Origin of the sequence: Pseudomonas sp. RA_15y_Pfl1_P11, assembly GCF_963970975.1 — a bacterium.
In the GTDB taxonomy this organism is placed as follows: Bacteria; Pseudomonadota; Gammaproteobacteria; order Pseudomonadales; family Pseudomonadaceae; genus Aquipseudomonas; species Aquipseudomonas tritici.
This window is the reverse complement of record NZ_CAXAOY010000006.1, coordinates 118,221-134,357: the sequence shown is the minus strand read 5'-3', so window position 1 is coordinate 134,357 and position 16,137 is coordinate 118,221. Positions and strand designations below refer to the sequence as shown.

Here is a 16,137-nt window from a genome sequence, read left to right as displayed (position 1 = left end):
TAGGAACTGTTTCTGGTGCCTGTGGTTCAACTTGGGCGTGCACGCTCAGCCACCGAATGTTAGTGAAGAATCTTCTCTGCAATGCACCCCAAGTGCCGGTAAAGTAAGCCGTCTCTTGCCAGGGTGATCGGATGAATAGCGTGCAGCTTTTACGCGGCCAGTTGCGGCCAGTGTTGATGGGGTTGTTGATGAGCGTGGCGTGTGTCACGACCGTGCAGGCTGATGACGGGGTGGCGCTCAACAGCATCGACCAAGTGCCGGAAGGTGTGGAAGTGCGTGGTAAGCAGATCGCCGCCTATACCTGGGACGATAAACAAGGCAAGAACCTGCTGGTGCTCGCCGAGCAAGTCAGCGAGCGTGACGACGACGGCACCCAGTCCGCCTTTGTGTACGCGGCCCAGTACCTGATCGACGGCAACCGCCCAAAACGCGTGTGGATGCTGTACGACGATGTGCAGCATTGCGAGTTCGACGCGTCTCTGCGCTTCGACCGGGCCGCCACCAAGGTCACCGACCTGACCGGCGACGGCATCACGCAGGCTACCGTGGGGTATTCGCGCACCTGCACCAGTGACGTCAGCCCTAACGAATTCAAGCTGATCATGCATGTCGGCAAGTCGCAGAAGTACCGTCTGCGCGGTGTCGACCGGGTTGGCGCGGCCTGGTGGGACGAAGAGGCTGGCGCCTTGCGCGGCATGCCGTTGCCCAAGGATTGCAGCGTGGCCGGGCAGCAGGCGCTGGTCAGCCAATACAAGGAGCAGGGCACCGAATTGCCATTGCCGGGGTGTTATGGCGACGAGAAGGACTTTGCCAAGGCGCCGGAATTGTACCTGGCGTTCATGCGCCAGCACTGGTTCGCGCTGATGCAGAAGCAGGACAGCGACTGGAGTCAGACCCTGGTCCAGCCGCAGGAACCCACCGAGGAGGAGGACACCGCCCCGTGACTTTGTGCCAGGGCCTGTCCTGAGTTAGACTCAGCCTTCGCCAATTCACTAAATACCTTGATTAAACAAAGGCTTGCTCGAGGTATTTAATCCAAAGGCTGATTTACTTTGACTGAGTCTATCCGCAACCCGCTGACCCTCTACCTCACCCGCTTGGCCCCCTCCAGCCAACTGACCATGCGCTACGTGCTGCAAGACGCGGCCGACCGCTTGGGCTTCGAGGACATTAACCTCGAAGACATCGACTGGCACCTGCTGCAACCCGAACACGTCATCGCCCTGGTCGCTGCTTTGCGCGAGGATGGCTATGCTCCCAATACCTCGTCGCTTTACGTGAACGCAGTGCGTGGCGTGATGAACGAAGCCTGGCGTATGAACCTGATCAGCCAGGAACACCTGCTGCGCATGCGCACCGTTAAGGCCACACCCGGCACTCGCCTGAGCCAGGGCCGCAACCTGCGGCGCAGCTTGATTCGCGAAATGATGGACGTCTGCGCGGCCGACCCACGCCCGCAAGGCCTGCGGGACGCAGCCGTGATCGGCATTCTGTATGGCTCCGGCATGCGCAAGTCGGAGTCGGTCAACCTCGATTTGGCGCAGATCAACTTCGAAGAGCGCAGCCTGCGGGTGATCGGCAAGGGCAACAAAGAGTTGATCAAGTACGCGCCGGACTGGGCGTTCGCTAAGTTGCAGGCGTGGCTGGCGTTTCGACGTGAGCAGCTCAAGGAGGGTGAGCAGGACGACAGCTTCCTGTTCAACCGCATTCGCCGCGGCAGCCATATCACCCGCGAGCGCATCACCAAACATGCGATTTACTACATCGCGCGCCAGCGCGGCGAGCAGGTGGGGGTGAAGATTATGCCCCATGACTTCCGTCGCTCGTTTATTACGCGGGTGATCGAGGAGCATGACCTGTCGATCGCGCAAAAACTGGCGCATCACACCAATATCCAGACCACTGCCAGCTATGACGTGCGCGATGACAATGAGCGGCGGCGGGCGGTGGATCGGTTTGATTTGTAGAACCGGTGAATGGGGTCCCCTGTGGGCTCCGGGCAAGCCCGCCTCCCACAAGGGTATTGGGCAGGATTCAGAGAATGGGTTTGCCGCCGGTCACCGCGTAGCGCGAGCCGGAGATATAGCTGGCCTCATCCGAGGCCAGCAACACGTAAATCGGCGCCACTTCCACGGGCTGCCCAGGCCGACCTAGCGGCGTTTCGCTACCAAAGCTCTTCACGTCTTCATCGGTCATCGTCGCCACAATCAACGGCGTCCAGATCGGGCCGGGCGCAACGCTATTGACGCGAATCCCTTTACTGCCGAGCAATTGCGCCAGACCACCGGTGAAGTTGGCAATCGCGCCTTTGGTGGCGGCGTAAGGCATCAGCGTTGGCTTGGGCATGTCGGAGTTTACGGACGAGGTGTTGATGATCGAGCTGCCGGCCTTCATATGCGGCACCGCCGCCTTGCAGAGACGAAACATCGCGGTGATGTTGATATCGAAGGTCTTGACCCATTCCTCGTCCGAGATGTCCTCGAGCGTTTCATGGCTCATCTGGAACGCAGCATTGTTGACCAACACATCGATGCGGCCGAATTGCTCCACCGTCTTGTCCACCAACGCCTGGCAGACGCTTCGTTGCGCGATGTCGCCGGGCAGCAATAGGCACTGGCGACCGGCTTCTTCGACCCAGCGTGCTGTTTCCTTGGCGTCTTCGTGCTCGTCCAGGTAAGCGATGGCCACATCGGCGCCTTCGCGAGCAAACGCGATGGCGACCGCACGGCCGATACCGCTATCGGCGCCGGTAATCAGGGCGATCTTGTTGGCCAAGCGGCCAGCCCCCTTGTAACTCTGCTCGCCGCAATCGGGGTACGGATCCATTTTTTTCTGGGCGCCGGGCACGGATTGAGCCTGCGGGGTGAAGGGCGGGCGAGGGTAGTCAGTCATTTCAATCTCCATAGATTTCTAAAAGTGCTATGGGATTAGTAATGAGCAGGCCGGCGATAGTTGTAATGGATGCCGGTTGGGCCCGACGAATGGTTTGCGCCGGGCCTGAACCTGTCAGGCGCAGGGCGGGGCGCTTGCCAGGTGCGCGGGAAAGCGTCGCAACGTCCACAACGTGGTGAGCATTGCCGCGATGGCACACAGTGCGATGCCAACCAACATCGGCGCGGGCGTGTGATCGGCAAACACGCCGATCAGGGTCATGGACAGCGCGGCGGTAATCATCTGATGACGAAGCAGCAAGGCAAGGTGGGCGATACGTTGAGGCATGGGGCAGTTTTGGGCGAAGCAAAGGTCGGTCAGCTTAAGGGATCCGCACAAAACCGCAAATGTGGGCTTCAATAACCAGTAGGTGCCGCCGATAACATGACGAGTGGCGCTTCAGCGGTTGGCTTTCCAACCGGCTCACCAGGCACGGGGATACCTGCATGACGATCAAATTACGCTTGATTCTGTTGATTGTGACCGGATTGCTCACTGCCTTGATCATGAGCTTTGTCAGTTACCTGGGAAATAGCCGGATGGGCGACGCCGTGCAGGACAATGAAGTCAGCATGACCGTGCTGCGCAACCACATGGAAGCCGACATGATGCACGATGCCCTGCGCGCCGATGTGTTATCGGCCATGCTAGTGGGCTTGGGTAAAAGCACCAGCACCAAGGCCGAGGTCAACAGTTCGCTGCAGGAACACGCCGAGCATTTTCGCCAAGTGTTGGCGGACAACCTGAAGCTGCCGCTGGACGATACGCTCAAGGCAAACCTGGAAAAAATCCGCCCGAGCCTCGATAGCTATATAGGTGCAGGCGAGCGAATCGTCGCCCTGGCGCTGGACAATCCGGAAGCCGCTCGCGGGGAACTGGATACGTTCAACACCGCTTTCACCCGGCTTGAAGAACAAATGGCAACCCTGAGTGAACTGATTGAATCCAACACCCAACAGACCAGCGTTGGTACTCACCAGACCATCAGCAACGCCAATTTCACCCAGGGCGCCGTGTTGATCGCCAGCCTTTTATTGCTATTGGCCCAGGGCCGCTGGGTCATCCTCAGCATTATGGGCCCGCTGCAGACGGCCAGCCGCATTGCTGCGAGCATTGCCAGTGGCAACCTGAGCGAGCCGATTGTCGAGCCCAAACGCAAGGATGAAGCCAGTTCATTGATTCGCAGCCTCGCCACCATGCAGCGGGATTTGCGCGGCATGATCGAAGTGGTGCGCAGCAACGCTCATGGTGTCAATGTCATGAGCGAGCAATTGAGCCACGGCTGTCATGAAGTGGCTGGCAGCAGCCAGCAACAAAGCACAGCCGCGAGCACCATGGCCGCTGCAGCGAGTGAAATGACCGCGAGCATCGAAGAAATCACTCGTCACGCCGAGCGCGCATTGGACATGGCTAACCAGGCTGAGACCTTGTCCAAGGACGGTGGCCGGGTGATTCATCAGGTGGTCAGTGACATGGACGGTATTGCCCGTTCCGCACAGCAATCCGCCCAGGTTATCCGCACGCTGGACAAGGAGTCCGAGGCGATTTTCAGCATTATCCAGGTGATCAAAGGGATCGCCGATCAAACCAACCTGCTCGCCCTGAATGCCGCAATCGAGGCCGCACGCGCCGGTGAGCAGGGGCGTGGTTTTGCTGTTGTCGCCGATGAAGTGCGCAACCTTGCCGGACGCACCAGTGCTTCGACCCAAGAGATTGCCAGCATGGTCGGGCGTATTCAGCAAAGCACGCGGGAAGCGGTGACCAGCATGGAGGAGGGCGTCGCCCAAGTGGATAAAGGCATGGCGGTGACCGCCGAGGTGGAGCGGGCGATTCGCGAAATTCTCCAGGCCACCTTGAACACCACGGAAATGGTCAACGATATCTCCCGTACGATCGGGGAACAAAGCCTGGCCAGCAATGAAATTGCGCATCAGGTCGAGATGATTGCGGGTATGTCGGAGAGTAACAGCCGGGTGATCGCAACGACGGCGTCGACCACGGACGAGTTGTCGTCGTTGGCGGGCAAGCTGTCGCAGTCAGTTGATCGGTTTCGCTTATAAATATGTAAGCTATTGATTTAACTAAACTAAATAGTCATTTAGTTTAGTTATTCTTAACGGCTATTAAAAGGAGGAGGGTAGCTCAACAGATGAACTAGGGGGAGCTCATACTTGCTCGTTATCTTCCAAATTTGAACGTTATCTCTCAAGGAAAGGAAATTAGCACCCAGTGAAATCACGTGTAATCGGTAACAACCCCGTGCTTTATGGGCTGCAGCCATCAGGCGCGTAGATGGCTGAATCAGTCCTACGCACGAACTGGCGTCAGGATTATCGTGCCGTTAGGTTTAACTTCCAGGTCGAGTTTGTCTCCGCTGGCCAACTTTATGGCCGACAGGAGATCGTCAGTCAGCGGTATGATTAAATCGCCAGTGCCATCAGCTGCATCCTGGCATTTGACTTTCCAGCTCGTATTTTTAGCCTTGGGCTTCGGGTTCATTATTTTCTCCGGGTGATCAGATGACAGAGCCAATTTATGATTATGACCCAGCAGACTCGCTGGTTGATTTAGAGGCCGTAGCTGTATTTTTGGCTGATGCACACGACACCGGTGACGCGGCTTTCATTACCGAAGCCATAGCCGTTGTTGCACGCGCCAAGATTCGTATCGAGGCAGATGGCCAAGCCTAGGAGTCATCGTCTTGAACGTGTGTTGCTAGTAGCAACACCTTAACGCTGATCACCTGGTGAAAAGCAGCCTCCAGAGCCCCCCAGTCCCGTATATGGCGGTTCGCATAATGTATATTATGTTAAACGATGTGCTATGTCAGATATGTTCATAAGCCACGTAATTCAATGATTCGACGAATTCGCTTGAAACTGATCCTACGCTATACGTGTCACCCAGCTACTTTTTGGATCTCAGCCACCACATGCTTCACTGCGTCTTCGATCGCACCTTCATTACGGCACATCACCCAGCCGTGATCCGCAACCGCCTGCTCGAACATCTCTGTGCATGTAACATGCTCTGCATACTTCTGGATCACTGTACCGCCCAATCCTCGCGACCGTGCAGTTGCCCTCGCCCACGAAATATCCGGCGCGGTGACAACGCCGACATGCACATCCGGTACTCGCACGTCTCGCTCCTGGTTCAACTGGAGAATCTCTGCAAACGAGACGGTGTGTCGAAACGCAGCATCGGACGGATACCAGCGATCAATCAGGATAATGCTGTCCAACGGCTGCTGAGTCAGCACGTTCCGGGATATCCAGCTGCGACTGTCGGCAAAGCGCTCGCACACAGCCCATTCCAGATTCCGTGAGGGATTTCTGGCAAGCTCATTAACCAGGGCCATGGTTTCCCTTCTGTAGGGATCGCTTTTTCTCTCGCAAAGTCGGATGACTTTCTTGTTGTCCGCCCTCAGTGTTGCCGTTACGGCCTCCAACAGCGTGGTTTTGCCGGTGCCTTTGGGCCCATCCAGAGAAACAAAAAACGGAATATTCATTTGTCACACAGTTATCAGGACAAAGATGACCACTCTAACTGCATTTTCATGCTGCCCACGCACCCATGCACTTTCACAAGTAATTTTCCCACCCCCTAGGTATGCTCCGCGTCTATTGCCGATCACTGATACCGGGATGCCAGCCCAAGTCTCTGCTGCACAGTCGCAGTCTATGGAGCCGTATCCTCTCAAGGACGTTTGAAAGATGAGCACCCCCGCGCTGGACATCAGCAGCCTGACCCCCTTGCCTTACCATCAGCGTGTGGTCGATTACCTGAAAGCCCATGAACCTGTCGTGTGGGAATGGGCCTCGTCTCTGGGTGTTCAGCAGGAACATGCCCAGGATGTACGCGCGCAGTTGCTAAGAAACACGTATCGCCTGAGCCCAGAGACCCACCCGCAGGCCTATCAGGCGTGTGAGACGGCGCTGCAATGCTTGCAGATCCAGGCGCCCGCGACCCTTTATCAAGCCGGCGATGGCACGATGAATGCCAGCCTGTATTACCTGGCCGGTGAAGTGCACGTGGTGTTCTACGGGCCGGTTCTTGAGCGACTGGACGCTCAGGAGTTACTGGCGCTGCTGGGGCATGAGCTGGCCCATTACCGCTTATGGTCTGAGCACGGTGGCGACTATCTCACCGCCGAGCGGATTCTCAATCACGCCATGGCCGATATGAATACGCCTCCCAGCCTGGAACAGACCGCACGTTTATATAGCCTGCACACCGAAATCTACGCCGACCGAGGCGCGGCCCTGGTGGCTAGCGGACCGAAAGCGTCGATTACCTCGCTGGTCAAGATTCACACCGGGATTGTCAGCGTCGATGCCGCCAGTTATCTGAAGCAGGCTCAGGAACTGGATGGTAATGAGGCACAGGTCTCCCAAGGCGTTTCGCACCCGGAGACGTTTCTGCGCTCCCAGGCGGTGGACAACTGGTGGCGGCAGGTGCCGGATACCGACAATTGGCTATATGGCCGGTTGCGTGGGCCGTTGTCGCTCAATCGCTTGGATGTAACCGGCCAAGTCGAGCTGACCGCCCTCACCCGCAGGTTTATCGCCGGCTTCATCGGCACCTCTGTGCTGCAATCGGAGGTGGTGCTCAATCAGGTGCGTGGTTTCTTTCCCGACTGGAAAGACAATGAAGCGACGCTGGACCTGGGCACGCTAAATGCCGAGCTTGTCGACGCGAGCATCCACGAATACCTGCACTTCATCATGCTCGACCTGAGCCTGGTGGACCGCGACCTGCGTGATGAGGCCTTGTTGCACGCGGCGCGCACCGCGAAGAAACTCGGCAGTGCCGACGACTTTATCAGCGTGCTCAAGCGCGATATCAAATTACCCAAACGTGAGCTCGACCCGATCGTTCGCGCGCTCAAAGCGGAGGTCGACACATGGACCCGATAACCCAACCTATCAACTTCACTCAATTGCTGCAGACCCATGATGGCGTCGCCGTCCCCATTGACGATGTGCTGTTCCTGGCGCTGCCGCTACTGCGCCAGGTCGCGCACTTGCATGAACTGGGACGTGTCGCCCAGCTCAGTTATCTCGATGTGCTGCAAGGGCCGGAACGCACGCTGCAACTGCGCAATCCCGAGGGCGTTACGCCACGGCTGGCGTTGGAAGCGATCAAGCAGGTGCAACCTAATCCCGAGTCGGCGCTGAATGTCGTCGGCAAGGTCCGCCTGATCCGGGATTCGGAAAGTGGTGTGGCCGTGACCGACCTGCAAGTCCAGGAAGACCCGCATGAGACGATTGATCACCCGGTTTTCCTCACTGACCTGCACAGTTGGGAGCATCGCCTCGGGCACCACGACGAAATCACCGATATTTTCCAGCTCGGCCAATTGCTGGCCTGCCTGGCGTGCGGGTTGGATTTCGCCGATATCAACGACCTCAAGGCCTTTGCCCGTCACCGCCGTAACCTGTTTCAGCTCAACGGTCGGCTCAACCCGGTGCTGGCCAATCTGATCGTCGAAATGACGGAGCTGAACCGCCATGAGCGCTCCAGGGATGTCAGTTCGCTGATTCGACGCCTGGAATCCTGGCGCGAGCAGCCGGCCAGCCTGGATGTCGAGCGTGTGTTGGCCCAGGCCGAAGGCCCGGCTTCACGGCGCACCGTGGTGCTGGAGCATCTGCGCAACCGGTTGTTTGACCTTTCACGACGCAACCGCCTGTTGTACTTCAGACCGACACAAGCCAACGTCAACTTGACCGTAGCCAGCGTCCCCTTGGTGATGCGTGTTGAAAGTATCCGGCCCGAAGCCTTGTGCACCTGGCAGCCCACCTTCGGTGGCTTCTCCGAGCAGGTGTTGAGCGGCAAATCGGTTGGCCTGCAACAATGGTTGCGGTTTGAAGACCAAACCTGGTTGCAGGCGTCGCTCGAACGCATCATTCAGGAAACCCGCCGCGACCGCGCAGAGTTCGGTTTCAGCAACCTGCGCCTGGTCGTAGCCTTCATGCGCTGGCACAACCTCAAGGACACGCCGCAAGAGCGCATCGTCACTCCCCTGCTCTGGCTACCGGTGGAACTGAGTCGCAAAAAGGGCGTGCGCGACCAGTTCATGTTGCAGTGCGATGAGACCGAAGCGGAGTTCAACCCGGTACTGCGTCATCAATTGCGTCAGCTCTACAATATCCAGTTGCCGGAAACCGTTGACCTGCAAAAGACCTCCCTGGAAGCCATCCACGCCGATATTGCGCGCCAGATCAAACTGACCGAGCCCGGCGTCGAGTTGCGCCTGCAAAGCAAGCCGCAAATCGAGCTGATCCACCAGAAGGCCGTGCAGCATCTGCAGCACTTCCAGCGCCGTCGTGCCCGCCAGCGCTTGTCGACGCCTTTGGTGAAACCGGATTTCAGCTACGACCGCGAAGATTTCCGTCCGCTGGGCCTGCAATTGTTCCAGCAGAAGGTCCTGCCCAGCGAGTTGCCGCTGCGCCTGGCCGTAGGCGCCAAACCCGTGCTGCGCAATCAACATCCTCAGATGGTTGCCAGCAGCGCCGAAAACAGCACCTTCGCCATGCCCGAGAACCAGGGGCATCGCTACGCCTGGGACATCGACCTCACCCAGGTAACCCTGGCCAACTTCAACTATCGCAAGATGTCGCTGGTGCGTGACTACGCACAGCTGATCGACGAGCCGGCGCAAAATGAAGCGTTTGACCGGATGTTCTCGATCGAGCCTCGAGACGTCGAAGTACAGTCCTCGGACCCGATCCCGCTACCCGACCAGTGGAACGTGGTGGCCGGCGACGCGACGCAGAACGCCGCCGTCAGTCTGGCCAGGACCGGTCGTCACTTCATCATTCAAGGGCCTCCGGGCACCGGCAAGTCACAGACCATCACCAACCTGATCGCCGACTATGCCGCGCGGGGCCTGCGGGTGTTGTTTGTGTGTGAAAAGCGCGCGGCGTTGGACGTGGTGTTCCATCGCCTGCAACAGAGTGAACTGGGCGAATTGTGCTGCCTGATTCACGACTCCCAGACGGACAAGAAAGCCTTCGTGGGCAACCTGCGCGAGTGTTATGAGCGCTGGATTGCCGGCGATGCTCAATCGCCGCAGTTGCAAGCACGGCGCGACGCCACACTGGCCACCCTGAGCCAACAACTGGGCCTGATTGAGCGCTTTGAGCAGGCGATGGTCGGGGTGCCGGAGTCCTTGGCCTGCTCGGTGCGTGAGTTGGTCCGTCATGTGATCGAGCTGCCACCCGTTACTGCATCGCTACCGCCCGAAGCCCTGGAGCGCCTTCCCGAATGGCGTCACTGGCAGGCACAACACGAGCTGACCGGCCGGTTGTATCAGGCCATCAAGGAACGCTTCGGCCTCGACAGCTTTGCGCGTCACCCCTTCAGTCGTCTGGCCTCAGGCCTGATCGCCCACGAGCATGCCTACGGCCAGCTCAAGGCGTTTCTGGAGGAAGCCAGTGGGCTGATGGACAGCGTCGAGTCTTTCCTGGAGTCATCGTCCACCCTGCTGTCCGGTGACACCCACCTGACGGATGCATGCTTGCTGACCCAGGCCGCCGAGCAACTGACCGGGGCCAACCTGGCGGCGCACCTCGACCTGCTGGAGCCTGGTTCAGCGGGTTCCCAAACGCTGCACGCCGAACAGGCCGCCTTGCAGGCACTGATCGTGCAACTGCACAACGCCAGTGAAACCACGCGCCATTGGCGCGAAAAACTTGAGCCTCAAGATACCAAAGCGGCCCTGGAGCAGGTACTGCGCCAGGAAGGTTCACTGCTGCGTTGGTTGCAACCCGCCTGGTGGCGCCTGCGTGGCGAACTTCAACGCCGCTACGACTTCAGTCAGCACGCTATTCGCCCCAGCCTGCGCAGTGTGCTCGACAACCTGGCCGGCGAACACCGCGCCACTGCCGAGCTGCACGTCGAACAGCAACGCCTGCAAAGTCGCTATGGCATCCAGGATATCGACTTGTTCGTGCACAATCTGAACGCCCTGCTACAGCAACTGAGCGCATCACCGTTGTTGCGAAAGTGGGTCGAAGGTCTGCGTGGCAACCCGAGCACCTTGCCCGGTGTACGCCAGGAAGCCAGCCTGCGCCAGCCCATAGCGCGCCTGGACAAGCTGGTTGCCCAGCATTGCGTGTTCGACCCGGCGCCAAGCCTGGCCGAGCTGGCCGAATACCTGCGCGACCTGCGTGAAGAACTCGACGAACTGCCCGACACCCTCCCCCTGCTCAACGAGCTGCACCAGGCCGATCCCGTCTGCCTTGCGGTCGTGCAGCAGTATGCTTTGCCACAGCACGCGCTGGACGGGTTGATTGCCCAGGAAAACCTGACCCGCCTGTACCGCGCCAACCCGCAGTTGGCACGCTTCGATGGCCCGGCCTTGAGCCTGGCCGCGCGTCAGGTCAGCCAGGCTGAAAGTAACCTGCTCAAGAGCAATGCTCACGTGCTCAGCGCTACGCTGCACCAGCGTTTTTTGGAGCATGTAAAGCAATCGGCGATGTCGGTGACACAATTGGACGCGCCGGCCCGCGAGTTCAAGAAAGCCTATGCCAAGGGCCGTCGCGAACTGGAACATGAGCTGGGCAAGACCATGCGCTATCGCTCCATTCGCGAAATGGCCAGTGGCGACAGCGGTCGGGTGATCAACGACCTCAAGCCCATCTGGCTGATGAGCCCGTTGTCGGTGTCCGACACCCTGCCGTTGACCCCAGACCTGTTTGATGTGGTGATTTTTGACGAAGCCAGCCAGATCCCCAGCGAGGAAGCCGTGCCAGCCCTGAGCCGCGCGCAGCAGGTGATTGTGGTGGGTGACGAGATGCAGTTGCCACCGACCAACTTCTTCTCCAGTGCCGGCGACCAGGACGATAACGACCTGATTGCCATGGAGGACGGGGAACAGATCGCAATCAACCTCGATGCCGACAGCCTGCTGAGCCAGGCCGCACGCAACTTGCCGGCGACCCTCCTGGCCTGGCACTACCGCAGCCGGCACGAAGCGTTGATCAGTTTCTCCAACGCAGCGTTCTACGAAGGGCGGCTGATCACCATTCCTGACCGGCGTATCGAGCGCCCTGCCCCAGCCCACGCCGCCCTGGACTCCACCGATGCCCAGGCGGTGATTCAGGGTGCCAACACGCTGCTCGACAGCCCGATCAGCTTTTTGAAGATGAGCGATGGCGTCTACCTCAGCCGCAGCAACCTGACCGAAGCCCGCTACATCGCCAACCTGGTGCGTGAACTGCTGCAACGCGAGACCGGCCTGAGCCTGGGCATTGTGGCCTTTTCCGAGGCCCAGCAAGGTGCCATCGAGCAAGCCCTGGAAGACCTGGCCAGCAACGACCCGGCCTTTGCCACACGCCTTGAGCGCGAGTATCTGCGTGAAGATGCCGGGCAGTTCAATGGCCTGTTCGTCAAGAACCTGGAGAACGTCCAGGGTGATGAGCGCGATGTGATCATCCTGAGCATCTGCTACGCGCCGGGACCGAACGGCAAGATGTTGATGAACTTCGGCCCGATCAACCAGCGCGGCGGGGAAAAACGCCTTAACGTGATCTTCAGTCGTGCGCGCAAGCGCATGGCGATTGTCTCCAGCATTGAGTCCGAAGCCATCACCAACACCCACAACGATGGTGCCGCCGCACTGCGTGCGTTCCTGCAGTTCGCCCAGGCCAGTGCCAGCGGGGATGCGCCGCGCTCCCAGGGTATCCTCGCCAACCTCAATCCAGGCGCCAAGCAGTCCTTTGCCGTCAGCCTGCCCAAGGACCACCTGCGCAGTGCCCTCGCCGCCGCGTTGCGCAAGCGCGGCCATTCGGTCCAGGAATATGTCGGGCGTTCACAGTTCCGCTGTGACCTGGCGATCAGCGATGCCAGCGGTGAACACTTCAGTCTGGGGGTGCTGCTGGAAAGCGACACGTCGGCCGCGGCTGACGTGCGTGAGCGTTACATCTTCCGCCCGACGGTTTTGCGCAGCTTTGGCTGGAAGATCATCGATGTGCTCAGCCATGACTGGTTGCGCGACCCGGAGGAAGTACTCAATCGCATCGAAGCGCTGCTTCGGGGTGAGGAAGCGTCTGCACTGCCGGCGCCGGAACAGGCCGTGGAAACTGTCGAGGTCGAAGCCGAGCCACCGCCCCTCCCTGAAGCGGCACCGTCAATGCGCGAGTTCACCTATGGCGAAGGCCACTCCAACAAATTCTGGCGTATCGGCGTCACGGAGGCTGAGGTGGTGGTGAGTTTCGGCCGCATCGGTACCAAGGGCCAGACTCTGATCAAATCCCTAGAGAGTCCTGAACGCGCGTTGCGCGAAGCAGAGAAGCTGATCGCGGAGAAACTGCGCAAAGGGTATCAAGAGCAGGCGCGTTCAATCTGAACGCGCTGCTGCGGCCCGAACATGAACATTAATTTATGAACATTCCGATATCAGACGGGTTTTGCCGCCCGTCCGTGCTGGGCGCCTCTGAGGCTCAGCAGGCCTTCGATGCCTCGCCCAAGCGGTGGTAAGCACGGTTGAAATAAACCAGGCCCTCGTCCGCGCCGCTTTGGCGAATGGTCTGGACCTCACAGTAGAAGATACTGTGGGAGCCCACTTCATGGACCTGCACGATCCGGCAGTCGAAATTCACCAGCGCTTGCAGCATCACCGGCGCACCGCTTTCAAGCGTGGTCCAGCCTGTGACGGCAAAGCGCTCATCCATGCTCAACGTGCGGTCGGCAAAGGCACCGGACAAATGCTGATGGTCGCCGCACAGGGTGTTCACACACACTGTGCCGTTGCGCTTGAAATGCTCGTTGGAATGAGAGGAACGGTTCATGCACACCAACAGGGTGGGCGGTGAATCGGTCACGCTGCACACCGCCGAGGCGGTAAAACCGAACCGGCCTGCCACGCCATCGGTGGTGATGACCGACACGGCACCGCCCAACATGGCCATTGCATTGCGAAAGCTGCCTACGTCTACCATGATCGTTCCCCTTAGATATCCAGCACGAGTTTTTTGGATTTGGCTCGTGAACAGCACACTAGAATTTGGTCATTGCCGGCCTTTTCGTCGTCCGTGAGGTACACGTCCCGATGGTCCGGCTCGCCTTCGAGCACATCGCACAGGCAGGTACCGCAGACACCCTGCTCGCAGGAAATTTCGATCTTGATCCCGACCTGCGCCAGTGCGGCGAGAATGCTCTGCCCTTCTGCCACCTGCACGGTCTTGCCGCTGCGGGCTGCCACCACTTCGAAGCTGCCACCTGAGCTGTCCACTTCCACTTGGAAATATTCCTTATGGATGTGCGTTTCGGTGTAGCCCTGGTCGCGTGCGCCCTGGATCACCCAGTCCATGAAACCTGAGGGGCCGCAGGTATACATGTGCACGCCGGCCTCGCCTTTGCCTAACACCTTGGCCAGGTCGAGCTTCTGTTCAGGCCCCTCATCATCGAAGTGAGTGAACACTTGCGCGGCAAACGGTGCGTTGGCCAGCTCTGCCAGGAACGCGCTGCGGCCGCGCTCACGCCCGCAGTAATGCAGTTCGAAGGTGTTGCCCGCCGCGTGCAGTGCATAGGCCATGGCGATCATCGGTGTGATGCCGATCCCGCCACCCAGCAGCACCGAGCGACGCGCCTCGACGGCCAGCGGGAACAGATTGCGCGGTACGCTGATCTGCAACTCACGGCCTTCGAGCAGGGTGTCATGCACCCCGACCGAGCCACCACGCGAGGCCGGATCCTTGAGCACGCCCAGGCGATACAGGCTCGGATCGGCGGGGTTGCTGCACAAGGAATACTGACGTACCAGCCCCGGGCCGATATGGATCTCCACGTGCGCACCGGCGTCGAACACCGGCAGCGGCGCGCCGTCGCGACGGGTCAGGTCCAGAACGACAACGCCGCCCCCTTGCAGCTCGCGCTTGCGCACGACTACGTCCAACAGTTCTTCAGTCATGGCCGTTATTCCATGGAGTTCGCAAAGGCCGCCGTGGCGGCCGCTATCAGTCAGCGCATGAACAAGCCGCCATTCACATCCCAGGTCGCCCCGGTGGTGAAATAGGCTTCGGGCCGGGCCAACTGCACAATCAGGTCGCCGAGAAAATCCGCGTCTCCCAGGCGCTGCACCGGGATATTGGCGAGCAGTCCCGGCAGGCGTTCGACCGGTATGGCTGCGCGCACCGCCGCCGACTCGATAGGGCCTGGGGCGATGGCATTGACCGTCACCCCACGCGCGGCGAACTCTTTGGCGAAGATCTTGGTCAGCGTCACGATGCCGCCTTTGCTCGCGGCATAGTGCGCGCCGGTCGCAGTGCCGCCGTTCTGTCCGGCCAGGGACGCCATGTTGATGATCCGCCCATAGCCGGTTTCGGCCATGTACGCGCCCAGCACCTGGCAGCCGAGGAACACGCTGCGCAGGTTCAGACCTACCACGGCGTCGAATTCCTCGGGGCTGATCTGCATCAGCGGCGTGGTCTTGGTGACGGCAGCGTTATTGACCACCACGTGCAGCGCGCCGAAGCGCACCAGCACCTGGTCCAGGCCCGCTTCGAAATCGGCTTTGCTCCCGGCGTCCAGTTGCAGCGCAAGCGTGCGCTCCCCCCCCGGGTCCAACTGGTGGGCGCACGCCTGTGCGGCTTCAAGGTTGAGGTCGGTGATCGCCACCGAGTACCCGGCCCGCAGGAGGCTGGCGCAGAAATGCTGCCCTAGCCCCTGCCCCGCGCCCGTCACCAATGCGATATGGCTCATGTCGGTGCTCCTCAAAGGATGTAGCCGATACCGGCAAGGGCATCGTCACTGTTGATCAGGCTCACCACTTTGCGCTGAATCTTGAAACCACCCTCGCTGCGGATCAGTTGGTAGGTAAGGTCGGCGCTGTAGAACTTCAGGCTTTCCTTGCGGAACTCACGGATGTTCTGCGCGCAGCGCACAGTCACCTGCACGCCGTCATCGGCCAACACCCGGAACCGCGACTGCATGCGCACCGTGCGCGGTTGCGGGCTGGTGGAGATCGATTCGCCGCCGGTCAGGCGCTGCACCCGCAGTTCACGCATATGATGGTCGTCGTAGGCGTAGTTAAGGGTGTTCTCGAAGTCGGTTTCCCTCGGGTCGATGGGGATGATGTAGGTGCCCTTCTCGGTCCACATCTTCAACCAGCCGTCGTATTCTCCGTGGTCGAGCATGTCGCCTTCCTGCCAGATGAAAGCGGTCACTTCTTGCAGTAGTTGCAGGTTCATAAGGTTCTCC

13 protein-coding genes and 2 pseudogenes are annotated in these 16,137 nt (G+C 59.6%); 7 read left to right on the top strand and 8 right to left on the bottom strand.

Translation table 11 applies throughout. The features are described 5' to 3' along the window. Positions 1–131: 131 nt before the first annotated feature. Complete coding sequence (locus AACY44_RS09695) at positions 132–944, top strand: M949_RS01915 family surface polysaccharide biosynthesis protein (RefSeq protein WP_339457119.1); 813 nt, start codon at positions 132–134, stop codon at positions 942–944. A 108-nt stretch (positions 945–1,052) separates the two neighbouring features. Continuing rightward, positions 1,053–1,967: a site-specific integrase gene (locus tag AACY44_RS09690; protein ID WP_339416317.1), complete on the top strand. Its 915-nt coding sequence runs from the start codon at positions 1,053–1,055 to the stop codon at positions 1,965–1,967. Between the two features lie 67 nt (positions 1,968–2,034). Here AACY44_RS09690 and AACY44_RS09685 read toward each other — a convergent pair whose 3' ends face one another. Next, entirely contained in the window at positions 2,035–2,892 is an 858-nt protein-coding gene (locus AACY44_RS09685; RefSeq protein WP_339416319.1) for an SDR family oxidoreductase, read from the bottom strand. A gap of 114 nt (positions 2,893–3,006) precedes the next feature. Beyond that, positions 3,007–3,195: pseudogene (locus AACY44_RS09680) on the bottom strand (multidrug effflux MFS transporter); the annotation flags it as partial. 182 nt (positions 3,196–3,377) lie between these two features. Here AACY44_RS09680 and AACY44_RS27750 point away from each other — a divergent pair. After that, a pseudogene (locus AACY44_RS27750) lies at positions 3,378–4,133 on the top strand (MCP four helix bundle domain-containing protein); the annotation flags it as partial. Next, positions 4,128–4,991 (top strand): methyl-accepting chemotaxis protein, encoded by an 864-nt coding sequence (locus AACY44_RS27745; protein WP_445261905.1) that lies wholly within the window; start codon positions 4,128–4,130, stop codon positions 4,989–4,991. The pseudogene AACY44_RS27750 and the gene AACY44_RS27745, both read left to right, overlap by 6 nt. A 247-nt stretch (positions 4,992–5,238) precedes the next feature. Here AACY44_RS27745 and AACY44_RS09670 read toward each other — a convergent pair whose 3' ends face one another. Next, positions 5,239–5,430, bottom strand: coding sequence for an AbrB/MazE/SpoVT family DNA-binding domain-containing protein (locus tag AACY44_RS09670; RefSeq protein ID WP_198719729.1), 192 nt, complete (start codon positions 5,428–5,430; stop codon positions 5,239–5,241). Between the two features lie 20 nt (positions 5,431–5,450). Between AACY44_RS09670 and AACY44_RS09665 the strand changes: the two genes are divergently transcribed. Beyond that, on the top strand, positions 5,451–5,621 hold the full coding sequence (locus tag AACY44_RS09665; protein ID WP_339416323.1) for a helix-turn-helix domain-containing transcriptional regulator: 171 nt from the start codon (positions 5,451–5,453) through the stop codon (positions 5,619–5,621). A gap of 209 nt (positions 5,622–5,830) precedes the next feature. Here AACY44_RS09665 and AACY44_RS09660 read toward each other — a convergent pair whose 3' ends face one another. Further along, a complete protein-coding gene (locus AACY44_RS09660; RefSeq protein WP_339530148.1) occupies positions 5,831–6,442 on the bottom strand; it encodes a dTMP kinase in 612 nt (203 codons plus the stop codon). 205 nt (positions 6,443–6,647) lie between these two features. Here AACY44_RS09660 and AACY44_RS09655 point away from each other — a divergent pair, with 205 nt between their 5' ends. Both AACY44_RS09655 and AACY44_RS09650 read left to right on the top strand, forming a co-directional pair. After that, a complete protein-coding gene (locus AACY44_RS09655) occupies positions 6,648–7,850 on the top strand; it encodes a M48 family metalloprotease (protein WP_339530146.1) in 1,203 nt (400 codons plus the stop codon). After that, positions 7,838–13,285, top strand: a complete 5,448-nt coding sequence (locus AACY44_RS09650) for a WGR domain-containing protein (RefSeq protein ID WP_339530144.1) — start codon at positions 7,838–7,840, stop codon at positions 13,283–13,285. Before AACY44_RS09655 ends, AACY44_RS09650 begins: the two co-directional genes overlap by 13 nt. A 94-nt stretch (positions 13,286–13,379) precedes the next feature. On the opposite strand, the gene AACY44_RS09645 is transcribed toward AACY44_RS09650, so the two are convergent. Genes AACY44_RS09645 through AACY44_RS09630 form a run of 4 tightly spaced genes read right to left on the bottom strand, consistent with a single transcriptional unit; the run spans position 13,380 to position 16,127 of the window. Beyond that, the gene (locus AACY44_RS09645; RefSeq protein WP_065930110.1) at positions 13,380–13,877 is read right to left on the bottom strand and encodes a flavin reductase; all 498 of its coding nucleotides are present in this window, start codon (positions 13,875–13,877) and stop codon (positions 13,380–13,382) included. A gap of 11 nt (positions 13,878–13,888) precedes the next feature. Continuing rightward, on the bottom strand, positions 13,889–14,848 hold the full coding sequence (locus tag AACY44_RS09640; protein WP_339457112.1) for a PDR/VanB family oxidoreductase: 960 nt from the start codon (positions 14,846–14,848) through the stop codon (positions 13,889–13,891). Between the two features lie 50 nt (positions 14,849–14,898). After that, positions 14,899–15,639 carry an SDR family NAD(P)-dependent oxidoreductase gene (locus AACY44_RS09635; protein WP_339457110.1) on the bottom strand — a complete coding sequence of 247 codons (741 nt, stop codon included), beginning with the start codon at positions 15,637–15,639 and terminating at the stop codon, positions 14,899–14,901. 11 nt (positions 15,640–15,650) lie between these two features. Beyond that, positions 15,651–16,127, bottom strand: a complete 477-nt coding sequence (locus tag AACY44_RS09630) for an aromatic-ring-hydroxylating dioxygenase subunit beta (protein WP_339457108.1) — start codon at positions 16,125–16,127, stop codon at positions 15,651–15,653. Between the last annotated feature and the right edge of the window lie 10 nt (positions 16,128–16,137).

Coding starts and splice junctions, on each gene's coding strand:
- AACY44_RS09685 (WP_339416319.1), bottom strand. CDS start 2,892: ATGACTGACTACCCTCGCCCGCCCTTCACCCCGCAGGCTCAATCCGTG.
- AACY44_RS27745 (WP_445261905.1), top strand. CDS start 4,128: ATGCAGCGGGATTTGCGCGGCATGATCGAAGTGGTGCGCAGCAACGCT.
- AACY44_RS09630 (WP_339457108.1), bottom strand. CDS start 16,127: ATGAACCTGCAACTACTGCAAGAAGTGACCGCTTTCATCTGGCAGGAA.
- AACY44_RS09640 (WP_339457112.1), bottom strand. CDS start 14,848: ATGACTGAAGAACTGTTGGACGTAGTCGTGCGCAAGCGCGAGCTGCAA.
- AACY44_RS09650 (WP_339530144.1), top strand. CDS start 7,838: ATGGACCCGATAACCCAACCTATCAACTTCACTCAATTGCTGCAGACC.
- AACY44_RS09665 (WP_339416323.1), top strand. CDS start 5,451: ATGACAGAGCCAATTTATGATTATGACCCAGCAGACTCGCTGGTTGAT.
- AACY44_RS09635 (WP_339457110.1), bottom strand. CDS start 15,639: ATGAGCCATATCGCATTGGTGACGGGCGCGGGGCAGGGGCTAGGGCAG.
- AACY44_RS09655 (WP_339530146.1), top strand. CDS start 6,648: ATGAGCACCCCCGCGCTGGACATCAGCAGCCTGACCCCCTTGCCTTAC.
- AACY44_RS09695 (WP_339457119.1), top strand. CDS start 132: ATGAATAGCGTGCAGCTTTTACGCGGCCAGTTGCGGCCAGTGTTGATG.
- AACY44_RS09645 (WP_065930110.1), bottom strand. CDS start 13,877: ATGGTAGACGTAGGCAGCTTTCGCAATGCAATGGCCATGTTGGGCGGT.
- AACY44_RS09660 (WP_339530148.1), bottom strand. CDS start 6,442: ATGAATATTCCGTTTTTTGTTTCTCTGGATGGGCCCAAAGGCACCGGC.
- AACY44_RS09670 (WP_198719729.1), bottom strand. CDS start 5,430: ATGAACCCGAAGCCCAAGGCTAAAAATACGAGCTGGAAAGTCAAATGC.